The sequence below is a fragment of the Jiangella endophytica genome, from assembly GCF_003427025.1.
Classification (GTDB): Bacteria; Actinomycetota; Actinomycetes; order Jiangellales; family Jiangellaceae; genus Jiangella; species Jiangella endophytica.
The window spans coordinates 1-10,589 of sequence record NZ_QVAI01000042.1; the positions used below are offsets into that span (position 1 = coordinate 1).

Genomic DNA, 10,589 nt, shown 5'->3' on the forward strand with positions numbered 1-10,589 from the left:
GGTCCAGGCCCACGCCGCAGCCCGCGGCAGGGAGGCCGTCCAGCGCCTCCAGTGCCTGGTCGACCGTGTTGAGCAGGCTGGTCTCGAAGCGGTTGAGGGGCTCGACAGCGACCGTGACGCCGGCGTCCATCGCGTGTCCGACGACCGGCCCGAGGCTGTCGCGCAGCTGCTCGTAGCAACCCTGCCGCTCCGCGTCGCCCATGCGCCACGTCCGCCCGACCGAGGTATAGATCGGACCGGCGACCACCGGCGACGAGACCGCCGCCGCGACGTCGATCACGTGGCGCAGGAAGTCGCGCGTCGTCTGGATCGTCTCCCGATCGGTGCTCACCAGCTCGCGCCCCGGCCCCATGCCGACGACGACCGTCGCGGACAGGCCGAGCCCGTCGAGCAGGGTCGCCGCCCGGTCGGGGTCCCAGTCGCCGACGGTCTCGACCGGGAGCTCGATGACGTCGAAGCCCCACCCCCGGATCCGCGGTGCCAACTCGGCCAGACGCCGGTCGGTCAGCGGAGACGTCCAGATCCAGGTGTTGGCCCCCAGCGCTCTCGTCGAGCTCATGCGTGCTCCCCTTCTGTCTGCTGGGTTGCGGTGGCGACCTGCGCAGCGGTGCCGACCCCGAGGTAGCGCCGCTGAAGTTCTGGCCGGTCCAGCAGTTCGTCACCGCTGAACTCCGCCTCGATCCGGCCGGAGACCATGACGAGCTGCCGGTCCGCCATCCGCACCGCGGCGCGCAGGTTCTGCTCGACGACGAGGACCGCCACACCCTCCGCCACGAGGTGATGGACGGCCTCGACCAGCACGTCGACGATCGTGGGCGCCAGCCCTTCGGAGGGCTCGTCCATCACGATCAGCGGCGCGTTGAGGAGAAGTGCCCTCCCGACGGCGAGCATCTGCTGCTCCCCGCCGGACAGATCCGCCCCGCCGTGGTGCCGGCGCTGGGCCAGCCGGGGGAACAGCTCGTAGACCGCGTCGGGCGTCCACCGCCGGCCCCGAGCTCGCCGGGCCAGCATCGCGAGGTGTTCGTCGACGGTGAGCGACGGGAAGAGCCGGCGGCCCTGGGGAACATAGGCGATGCCGGCGAGGGCGATCGTCTCCGGGGCCATTCCGTCGAGCCTGCGGCCCGCCAGCCGGACCTCGCCGCCGGAAGGTGGCACGAATCCGACCAGCGTGTCGCAGAGCGTGGTCTTGCCCATCCCGTTGCGCCCGACGACGGCGACCGACTCGACCCCCATGCTGAAGCTCAGACCGTCGAGAACCTGGGACACTCCGTACCCGGATTGCAGACCGCGGACCTCGAGCAGCGCGTCTGGTGTCATACCGCCGCCTCCGTGCCGAGATAGATCTGATGGACGTGCGGATCGCTCCGGACCTGCTCGGGGCTTCCGGCCATCACTTGTTCGCCGTCGGCCATGACGACCACCCGTTGCGCGATCCGGAACGCGACGTCCATGTCGTGCTCGATGACCAGCAGGGTCAGCTGGTCGTCGAACGACTCGAGCAGCTCGACGAGCCGCTCCCGCTCACCACGAGAGAGACCGGAGGCCGGTTCGTCGAGCAGCATCACGTCCGGCCGGGTGGCAATCGCCATCGCCAGCTCGAGCTGTCGCCGCTGTCCGTGCGCGAGCTCGCCAGCGACCTCGTCGAGCTGCGAGGCGAGCCAGACCCGCGACGCCACCTCGGCGGCCTCGTCCCGCATCCTGTGATCGGTCGGCGACTGCCAGAGCGCCCGGTGCCGGCCCCGATGACCCGCGAGCGCGAGGTAGATGTTCTCCCGCACCGTCAGCCCGGCGAAGGCGCGCGCCTTCTGGTAGGTCCGCGCGAGGCCGAGGCGCGGGCGGTGCCGCGACGGCCGGTAGGTGCAGTCCTGCCCTCTGATGACCACCGCACCGCTGGTCGGGGCGATGTCGCCGGCGATGACGTTGAACAAGGTCGTCTTGCCGGCCCCGTTCGGCCCGATGACGGCCACTCGCTCGCCCTGCGCGATGTCGAGATCGATACCGCGCAGGGCGCGCAGACCCCCGAACGCCACTGTGACCGCGCGGACCTGGACGACGGAAGCCATGATGGTCCCCCTAGCTCTGCGGAACGCCGTCGACGACCGGGATGGCGTTGCCCTCCCAGGGCAGCTCACGCTCTTCACAGGCCGGGAAATCGCGGCCGGGCGACGGGGTGTCGGGGCTGAACGTGCCGCCGAAGGTCTGGTCGACACCGGGCACGATGGCCACGGTCTCCTGGACGACCTCTCCGGAGTCGTCGAGGGCCAGCCGGGACAGGCCCACGTCGACGATGCCGCTGCGGTTGTCGTCCAGACTGATGTCGCCATAGGGCAACTCCAGGGTGAGACCCGAGATCGCCTCGTGGAAGGCGCCGAGGTCGGAGACGTCGCCACCGACCGCTTCCAGCGACTCGACCAGCGCCACACCGGCCGTGTAGTAGCCGTAGAAGAAGCCGAAGGCGGCGGCCACGGACGGCGGCGCGGGCTCGTTGCCGCTCAGCGAGCCGGGGATGGTCTCCCAGGTGGCGTCGGCGGCGGCCAGGTACTCCTCGATCTCCGGAGTCCGGACGTCGCCCGGCAGCGTGGCGAACCCGCCCACGTAGGCCCCGGCGATACCGGACCCGAGCGCCTGCGCGAGGCCGGGGTTGAAGAACAGGTTGCCGGCGTGCTGATCACCGGTGAGGTCGCCCTTGCCGTTGACGAACGCCTCGAGGGCCGCCTGGGTCCCGGTACCGCCGACGGCCCAGAAGTAGCCGTCGACCTCGTCCGGGTTCGGCAGCTGCGCGATGTAGGACGAGTAGTCGGTGGTGCCCAGCGGCGGGAACACCCGGTGGGTGACCTCACCGCCGACGGCGCAGAAGTCGGCGACGAACCCCGCCGCGGACGTGTGCCCGAAGCTGTAGTCGTCGGCGATGACCGCGACCGTGTCCCAGCCCTCCTGGTTGTGCAGCAGGTCCCCCAGACCGGCGCTCCAGATCGCCCCGTCGCCGTAGAACCGGAAGTAGTTCGGCGCCTGCACCTGCAGGGTCTGCTCCTGCGACCCGGAGATGCCCGCGAACACCGTGAGCTCGGGGTTCGCCTTCGCGTACTCGGCGATGGCGATGCCCTCGTCGCCGGACAACGGCCCGATGATCACGTTCGCGCCGAGCTGCTCGACCAGCCGGCGCACCTCCTGGAGGATCCGGTCGGCGGTGTCGTCACCGCACCCGATGCCCACCAGCTCGATCGGCGTCCCGGCGACCTCGGCCCCGCTGAATCCCTCCAGCGCGCTGGTCGACGAGTTGGGCGTCGCCCCGGCGAACTGCGCCAGGGCCAGCGTGGTGCCCGCGACGACGTCCTCGTGGAAGCCGCCGAACGGGCCCTCGCACTGGCCGAGGATGCCCAGCCGGATCCCCTCGCCGTCCGTGGGTGGAGCGGCCGAGCCGTCGGCGTCCGACGTCTGCTGGTCTGCCGGCAGTCCGGCCGAGTCGTCGTCACCGCCGCCACAGCCCGCAGCCACCAGCGCCAGGCCGGTCGTGATGGAGAGCGCCAGCGCTGTGCGCCGCCTCAGTCTTTTCATGGTCGTGTCCCTCCGAGTTCCTTCTGAGTCGTGTGAACGGGTAGCGAATCGCCCGCTGTCGGGGCCGCCTCGGCGGCGACCCGACGTCGCAAGCGGCGGCGCAGCCGCTGGCCGATCCCCGTCAGGCCCTCGGGTGAGAGGACCATGATCGCCAGGACGATGACGCCGATGACGGTGTTGAACCGCGCCTCGGTGATGCCGATGCGGTCGACGAGCGGCAGGTCGCGCAGGTAGGTGAAGACCAGGACGTAGACGAACGCGCCGAGCCAGGCGCCTTCCAGTGACGAGATGCCACCGATGACGGCGATGATCAGCAGGATCAGCGTGGGCCCGATGGAGATCGACGCGGGATCGATCTGGCCGTTCCACCACACGTTCAGCAGCCCGGCCAATCCGGCCACGAACCCGGCCATGGTGAACGCCAGCGTCCGGTGCAGCGCTACGTTGAATCCGAGGGAGGCCATCCGGACCGGGTCGTCCCGGACACCCTGCAGCGCGAGCCCGAACGCGGTGCGCCGGACGGCCCGGAACCCGAGGTAGGCCAGAACGGAGAGCAGCAGGCCCGCGTAGTAGAGCCGGATGGGTGGTCCGAGCAGGTCCGGACGCTGGATGCTGGTGATGCCGCCCGGTCCGGAGATCTCGACGATCTGGGCGAACACGAAGTAGCCGATGACTCCGTACACCAGGGTGAGCATCAGGAAGTAGATGCCGGTGGTCCGGCTCGCGATCGCCCCGAGCACGAACGCGGCCACCGTCGTGACGAGCAGGGCGAACCCCACGGCGGCCCACGGATGCCAGCCGAGGTTCAGGCCCCGGGCGCCCCCGGCCAGGGCGGCGTTGCCGAACATGAAGCCGGCGATGCCGAACATCAGCAGCTGCGCCAGCGAGGTCATGCCGCCGTACTTGGCCAGGAAGACGATCGTCGCGGCGGCCAGCCCCAGGATCAGCGTCTGGGTCATGACGAAGTTGACGAAGAACGCCGTGGCCAGACTGGGCAGCAGGACCATGATCAGGACCAGTCCGGCGAAGGCGAGCCTCGCCCCGGTCAGGCGGTCGCGCAGGTTCATGCCGGCCTCCCGAACAGCCCGTAGGGACGGACGGCCAGCACGAGCGCCAGGAGGCCGAACGTCATGATGATCGCGTAGTAGGAGTACTGGCTCGGCAGGTAAGCGGGCGAGAAGGCGACCACCGTGCCGTACAGCAGCGAGCCGGCGGCGGCGCCCTTGAGCGAACCGAGCCCGCCGATGATCACCACGACGAGCGCGTTCAGCAGCCAGCTGCCGTCGGTGCCAGGTGCGGCGCCGGCGAACGACGCGCCGAGAACCCCGCCGACACCGGCCAGGAACGAGCCGACGAGAAAGGTGAGAGCGAACACCCGGCGGATGTTGATGCCGAGGCCACGCACCATCTGCCGGTCGTCCACCCCCGCTCGGATGACCATGCCGACGCTCGTCCGGGTCAGCCAGAGCCACAGCAGGACACCGACCAGCACGGCAATGGCGAGCATGAAGAGCCGGGTGGTGGCGTAGCGTTCACCGAAGATGGAGAAGAAGTGCGTCACCGCGCCCGGCCAGACCACTCGCTGCGCGAGGCCGCCGAACTCACGCAGCATCTGATCCGCGAGCACGACGGTGATCGCGAGCGTCACCAGCGTCTGCCGCATCTCCTGACCCTCGTTCCACTGCAGGAACACCTGCTGGATCAGCAGACCGAGGACGGCCGCCACGCCGGCGCCGGCCAGCAGCGGCACCAGCCAGTCGAGCAGGCCGACGTCGGCCGGGTCGATGTTGCGGGACCGGCCCACCATCGCCTCCTGCACGCGGATGGCGACGTAGGCGGCCAGCAGGAACAGTGAGCCGTGCGCCATGTTCACGGTGCGCATCAGACCGAAGATCAGCGTGAACCCCGACGCGGCGACGAACAGCAGCCCGGCGAAGGTCACCGCGTCCAGCGCCGTCACCAGGAACTTGCCCGGGTCGTCAACCGCGGCGCCGGCAGGCGTCCCGTTCGCGAATACCAGCACCCACGCGGCCGCGGCGACAGCCACGACGACGACGGCGACGACCGAGGGCCTTCGCAGTGCCGTCAGACGATCCCGCGCGGACTCGGCGAACCGGCTTTGAACCGCCGCGGTCATCGTGCGGTCCTCGCATAGCACCTGTCCGAATGGCTCGAGGCAGGCGTCATCGGTACCTCCCACAGTTGGGCGCGATCGGCGCATGGTCGTCAGACGACCCACGCAGATGTGTGCGGCAGCGTGTCAGCTCGTGTAGTCCGGGATCGTCACCCGAGCCCCGCCGTTCATGGCGGACTCGTGGGCGCAGATCCCCACCGACGTCCAGTTGGCAGCCGTGACCTCGTCGATCGCCGGAGCCCGGCCCTCGAGAATGCTGCGGACAAACTCGTGTGCCAGATGCGGGTGCGAGCCTCCGTGCCCACTGCCCTGAATGAATGAAAGGTGCTCGTTCTCGGCGTCATAGACGCCCCGTGTCGTGAACGGTGCGACCTCCGGCGGCAGGCGGTGTGCGAAATCCGGGATCTCGACGGTCTTGGGAATCTCACCGACATGGAGAACATGACCCGATCCCTGAGTCTGTTCCCATTCGAATGTCGCCAGCTCGCCGAACACGGCGAAGCTCTCGACGTACTCCCTTGCCGTCTCGAACAACGAACGTGCGATCTCCGCACCGATGGGCGAGTCCCGCAGCGTGATGAGCGCGCTCTCCACTGCGAACGGCGACCCGTACTTGGCGGTGAGTTCGGGTGAGATCCGCCCTGAGCCGAGACACACGACGCTCTCCGCCAGGGCATCGGCCAACGACAGGACGGGGCTCACGGCATGAGTCGCGTAGTACATGGGAGGCAGACCCTCCCAGTACCCGGGCCAGCCTGCCATCTCCTGGTGGTGTGCACCCCGGAGGAACTGGATGCGACCCACGATACCGTTGTCGACAAGGTCCTTGACGTGCAGGAACTCGCGGGAGTAGACGACGGTCTCCATCATCATGTAGTTCTTGCCGGACTCCCTCACGGCCTCGACGATCGCCCGGCACTCCTCGAGGGTCGTGGCCATCGGCACGGTGCACGCGACATGCTTTCCCGCCCGGAGGGCAGCGATGGTCTGGCCGGCGTGATCGGGAATGGGGGTGTTGATGTGCACCGCGTCGATGTCCGGATTCTCGAGCATCGCGGCGAAATCCGTATACCGGCCCACGACCCCGAAACGGTCGGCTGTCTCGTTGAGAGCGGCCTCGGTTCGCTGGCATACGGCCACGAGTTCGGCGTCCGGATGGGCTTGGTAGATCGGCACGAACTCCGACCCGAACCCCAGCCCGGCGATGGCCACCCGTACTCTCTGCGTCATCGTTGACCTCCTGTGTCGTGAAGGTTACGGAGGACGCAACGGGCAAACCATGCGTAATCCCGCGCTAGGGCTTAGGTTTTTTACATGGTTGTCACGGAGACGCGACACGTCGCTCTGCTGGTCGAAACCTCGAACGCCTACGCCCGCGGGCTCCTCGTCGGCGTCAAGAAGTACGTCGAGGAGCACCCACACTGGTCGATCTACCTCGCCGAACACAGCCGGCATGAGACCGACTTCTCCTGGCTCGAGGGCTGGCACGGCGACGGCGTCATGGCCCGCATCGAGAACGAGGAGACCGCCAGTTTCATCAGACGACTCGGCCTTCCCACCGTCGACCTCAGCGCCGCCCGCCTGGTGCCAGAGCTCCCCGGAGTCGAGACCGACGACAGCACGATCGCGCGTTGGGCGATCGGCCACTTCGCCGAACGCGGCCTGTGCAACTTCGCGTTCTGCGGCGACGAACGGTTCGCCTGGTCGGTGACGCGCAGTGAGTGGTTCGCCGGCCACGTCCTCCGACGCGGGGCGACGCCGTACGAGTTCCGGATGAAGCCGTCGGGCATGCGCGCCGCCGAGCGTGAACGCCTCGCCGCGTGGCTCACCGACCTGCCGAAACCGGTCGGCGTCCTGGCCTGCTACGACATCGCCGGACAGGAGATCCTCGAGGCCTGCAAGATCGCTCGCCTCGCCGTCCCCGACGCCGTCGCCGTCATCGGCGTCGACAACGACGAGCTGATCGGCAACCTCACCACACCCCCGCTGTCGAGTATCGAGCCCAACACCACCGCCAGCGGATATCTGGCGGCCCACCTGCTCGACCTGATGATGCAAGGCCATGCCATCGAGCCGGGCCTGCGCCTGATCGAACCCACCCGCATCGTCGCCCGCCAGTCCTCCGACATCCTCGCCGTCGACGACCCGCTCGTGTCTGACGCACTGCGGTTCATCCGCGAGCGGTCCGACCAGAACCTCGCCGTCACCGAGGTGCTCCGGCACGTCGGCCTCTCGCGCCGCATGCTCGACATCCGGTTCGCCGAGATCCTGGGCCGGACCGTCCACAGCGAGATCATCAGGGTCCGGATGGGACACGTGGCCGAGTTGCTCTCCTCGACGGACTGGACGCTGCAGCAGATCGCGGAGCGGCTGAACTTCAGCCACTCCGAGTACATGAGCGTCATGTTCAAGAAGCACACCGGCCAGTCGCCGGGCCAGTACCGCCGGACGGTGAAGGGTTCAGTCGCGCGACAGACGTTCTGGCAGCCGTGACGACCGGACGGCGTCGGGCGTGGTGCCGGTCCAGCCCTTGAAGGCTCGGTAGAACGAGTTGGTGTCGTCGTAGCCGAGCAGGAAGGCGATCTCCGACGTGCGCAGGTCGCCACTGGTCAGGTAGTGCCGGGCGAGACCTTCCCGGGTGCCGGCCAGGATGGCCTGGAAGGACGTGCCCTCCTGGCTGAGCTGCCGCTGCAGCGTGCGCGCGCTGGTGGCGAGCTGACCGATGACCGCGCCGATGGAGGCGTCACCGGCCTGCAGCGTCTCGGTCAGCGCGGCGCGCACCCGGTCCGCGACAGTCGCCGATGCGTGCAGGTCGGCGAGTCGCCGGCGACGGCCAGACGCAGGTGATCGTCAACCCGTCCGTGGCATCGATGTCGAGCCGCAGGGGCCCGATCAGCGGCTTGTACGTCGCCAGCCGTCGAGCGGCGGTGGCGAGGTCGGGACTGCTGAGCGCGGCGAAGATCGGCGGCGAGAACAGCTCGACCGAGATCGCCGTTCCGATGTCGACCGCGAGCTCGCGATGTCCACCCACGCCACCTTCAATGTCGAGGGCGTCCCAGAACCGGTAGTACTCCGTGACGGTCAGCTCGATGGGACGCCGCGCGAACAGATCGGCCGGCAGCGCAGCGCGGCGCAGGACCCGCGCCGGCGCGATGCCCAGGTCGCGGAGCAGGGCCCTGACGGCCGGCTCCAGGTCGAAACGCTCCCCCGCCATCCCTCGACAGAAGCCGATCGCTCCGCATCCCGACCCGCAGCAGCCGCCAACCCACTCGCCGATCACGCCACGTCCGGGTTGGCGTGAATCGCAAGCAGACCGGCGTCGTGCGCTAGTGCAACGAGCCTGACCGGCTTCTAGGGTTGGCTCCGAGTGCACAACCCGGCGACGGACGACGAATGCCGATCAGAAGCCGCCAGCACCAGAGGAGCAACGCACATGAGCGAGATCATTCGGCACTACATCGATGGTGGATGGTCGGCTGACGCCGAAGGGCAGACCTCGACACTGACCAACCCCGCAACCGGAACGCCCAGCGGCAAGGTCGCACTGGGTACGCCGGCCGACGTCGATCGGGCCGTGTCGGCCGCGCGACGAGCCTTCGGCACCTGGTCGGTGTCCACCGTGCCGGAGCGGGTCGAGCTTCTGCAGGCGATCGCCGCGGAGTATGCCCGTCGCACCGAGGAGATGGCCTTGGCCGTCACGACCGACATCGGCATGCCGCTGGCCGGCAGCCGGACGGCGGTCCAGGCGGCGCTCTTCCAGTTCCAGCAGCTCGTCGAGGGCCTGCCGACCTACGCCTTCGAGGAGCGTCGCGGCTCGTACACGCTGCGCAAGGAGCCGATCGGCGTGTGCGGTCTGATCCCGCCGTGGAACTACCCAGCGCTGCAGATGGCCGAGAAGGTCGCGCCGGCCCTTGCCGCAGGCTGCACCATGGTGCTCAAACCGGCCGAGGTCGCGTCTCACTCCGGTGCGGTCTTCGCCGAGGTCATGCACGCCGCCGGGACACCGCGGGGCGTGTTCAACATGGTGGTGGGGAAGGGCTCGGTCGTGGGCACAACACTGACCCGCCATCCGGACGTGGACATGATCGCCTTCACCGGCTCGACGCGCGTTGGCATCCAGGTCCAGAAGGACGCGGCGGAGACGGTCAAGCGGGTCGGTCTCGAGCTCGGCGGCAAGTCCGCCCATGTCGTGCTCCCCGACGCCGACTTCGCGGCTGCCGCCCAGGTCGCCGTGAGTGGCGTCATGGGCAACTCCGGCCAGACCTGCGCCGCGCCTACCCGCACTCTCGTCCCGAGGAGCCGGCTGGCCGAGTTCCTCGACCTGGTGCGTGACGACATCGCCACGATCACCGTCGGCGACCCTCTGACGGACGTCTCGATGGGCCCGGTGGTCTCCCAGACGCAATGGGACACCGTTCAGTCCTACATCGAGATCGGGCTGAAGGAAGGCGCGACCCTCGTCTCCGGCGGAGCCGGCAAGCCCGACGGTCACGAGACCGGTTGGTTCGTCCGCCCGACCGTGTTCGCCGACGTCACCAACGACATGCGGCTCGCCCGCGAGGAGATCTTCGGCCCCGTCATGTCCGTGATCGCCTACGACACCGTCGACGAAGCCGTCGACATCGCCAACGACAGCCCCTACGGGCTCGCCGCGTACATCCACGGAACCGACCCCAACCAGGTCCGCGACGTCGCCACCCGGCTCCGCGCCGGCCAGGTCGTCGTCAACTCCGGCTACCCCGACCTCACCGCACCGTTCGGGGGCTACAAGCAATCCGGCAACGGCCGCGTCTGGGGCCTCGCCTCGCTCGAGGAGTACCTCGAGGCCAAGGCCGTCGTCGCAGCTCCCTGAACAGCTCACCACGGAAGGCACCACCATCATGACCACCAACCACGGCAA

At 69.0% G+C, this 10,589-nt stretch carries 11 protein-coding genes; 2 read left to right on the forward strand and 9 right to left on the reverse strand.

Annotated features, from left to right (window positions below):
• From DZA62_RS34995 to DZA62_RS35025, 7 genes are all read right to left on the reverse strand, one after another.
• Positions 1-559, reverse strand: a 559-nt coding sequence (locus DZA62_RS34995) for a sugar phosphate isomerase/epimerase family protein (RefSeq protein ID WP_157988107.1), incomplete at its 3' end; no start/stop codon positions are given.
• Positions 556-1,317: an ABC transporter ATP-binding protein gene (locus tag DZA62_RS35000; protein WP_116953609.1), complete on the reverse strand. Its 762-nt coding sequence runs from the start codon at positions 1,315-1,317 to the stop codon at positions 556-558. The genes DZA62_RS34995 and DZA62_RS35000, both read right to left, overlap by 4 nt.
• Positions 1,314-2,141, reverse strand: a complete 828-nt coding sequence (locus DZA62_RS35005) for an ABC transporter ATP-binding protein (protein WP_198664540.1) — start codon at positions 2,139-2,141, stop codon at positions 1,314-1,316. The genes DZA62_RS35000 and DZA62_RS35005 overlap by 4 nt, the downstream gene beginning before the upstream one ends.
• Positions 2,074-3,555, reverse strand: coding sequence for an ABC transporter substrate-binding protein (locus tag DZA62_RS35010; protein WP_116953613.1), 1,482 nt, complete (start codon positions 3,553-3,555; stop codon positions 2,074-2,076). Before DZA62_RS35010 ends, DZA62_RS35005 begins: the two co-directional genes overlap by 68 nt.
• Positions 3,552-4,622, reverse strand: a complete 1,071-nt coding sequence (locus DZA62_RS35015) for a branched-chain amino acid ABC transporter permease (protein ID WP_116953614.1) — start codon at positions 4,620-4,622, stop codon at positions 3,552-3,554. Before DZA62_RS35015 ends, DZA62_RS35010 begins: the two co-directional genes overlap by 4 nt.
• Positions 4,619-5,776 (reverse strand): branched-chain amino acid ABC transporter permease, encoded by a 1,158-nt coding sequence (locus DZA62_RS35020; protein WP_116953615.1) that lies wholly within the window; start codon positions 5,774-5,776, stop codon positions 4,619-4,621. The genes DZA62_RS35015 and DZA62_RS35020 overlap by 4 nt, the downstream gene beginning before the upstream one ends.
• A 39-nt stretch (positions 5,777-5,815) precedes the next feature.
• Positions 5,816-6,919, reverse strand: a complete 1,104-nt coding sequence (locus tag DZA62_RS35025; protein ID WP_116953617.1) for a Gfo/Idh/MocA family protein — start codon at positions 6,917-6,919, stop codon at positions 5,816-5,818.
• A gap of 84 nt (positions 6,920-7,003) precedes the next feature.
• Between DZA62_RS35025 and DZA62_RS35030 the strand changes: the two genes are divergently transcribed.
• Positions 7,004-8,182, forward strand: a complete 1,179-nt coding sequence (locus DZA62_RS35030; RefSeq protein WP_116953619.1) for a XylR family transcriptional regulator — start codon at positions 7,004-7,006, stop codon at positions 8,180-8,182.
• On the opposite strand, the gene DZA62_RS36650 is transcribed toward DZA62_RS35030, so the two are convergent.
• Together DZA62_RS36650 and DZA62_RS36655 are read right to left on the reverse strand one after the other, a co-directional pair.
• Positions 8,150-8,470 carry a helix-turn-helix transcriptional regulator gene (locus DZA62_RS36650; RefSeq protein ID WP_198664541.1) on the reverse strand — a complete coding sequence of 107 codons (321 nt, stop codon included), beginning with the start codon at positions 8,468-8,470 and terminating at the stop codon, positions 8,150-8,152. The two genes, DZA62_RS35030 and DZA62_RS36650, sit on opposite strands and share 33 nt — an antisense overlap.
• Positions 8,433-8,969, reverse strand: coding sequence for an AraC family transcriptional regulator ligand-binding domain-containing protein (locus DZA62_RS36655; protein ID WP_198664542.1), 537 nt, complete (start codon positions 8,967-8,969; stop codon positions 8,433-8,435). Before DZA62_RS36655 ends, DZA62_RS36650 begins: the two co-directional genes overlap by 38 nt.
• A gap of 153 nt (positions 8,970-9,122) precedes the next feature.
• On the opposite strand from DZA62_RS36655, the gene DZA62_RS35040 reads away from it, so the two are divergent.
• Positions 9,123-10,541, forward strand: coding sequence for an aldehyde dehydrogenase family protein (locus DZA62_RS35040; RefSeq protein ID WP_116953621.1), 1,419 nt, complete (start codon positions 9,123-9,125; stop codon positions 10,539-10,541).
• Positions 10,542-10,589: the final 48 nt, after the last annotated feature.

Bases quoted from the DNA above. Each gene is read 5' to 3' on its own strand.
- DZA62_RS35010 (WP_116953613.1), bottom strand. From the start codon at position 3,555: ATGAAAAGACTGAGGCGGCGCACAGCGCTGGCGCTCTCCATCACGACC.
- DZA62_RS35030 (WP_116953619.1), top strand. From the start codon at position 7,004: ATGGTTGTCACGGAGACGCGACACGTCGCTCTGCTGGTCGAAACCTCG.
- DZA62_RS35025 (WP_116953617.1), bottom strand. From the start codon at position 6,919: ATGACGCAGAGAGTACGGGTGGCCATCGCCGGGCTGGGGTTCGGGTCG.
- DZA62_RS35020 (WP_116953615.1), bottom strand. From the start codon at position 5,776: ATGCGCCGATCGCGCCCAACTGTGGGAGGTACCGATGACGCCTGCCTC.
- DZA62_RS35040 (WP_116953621.1), top strand. From the start codon at position 9,123: ATGAGCGAGATCATTCGGCACTACATCGATGGTGGATGGTCGGCTGAC.
- DZA62_RS35000 (WP_116953609.1), bottom strand. From the start codon at position 1,317: ATGACACCAGACGCGCTGCTCGAGGTCCGCGGTCTGCAATCCGGGTAC.
- DZA62_RS35015 (WP_116953614.1), bottom strand. From the start codon at position 4,622: ATGAACCTGCGCGACCGCCTGACCGGGGCGAGGCTCGCCTTCGCCGGA.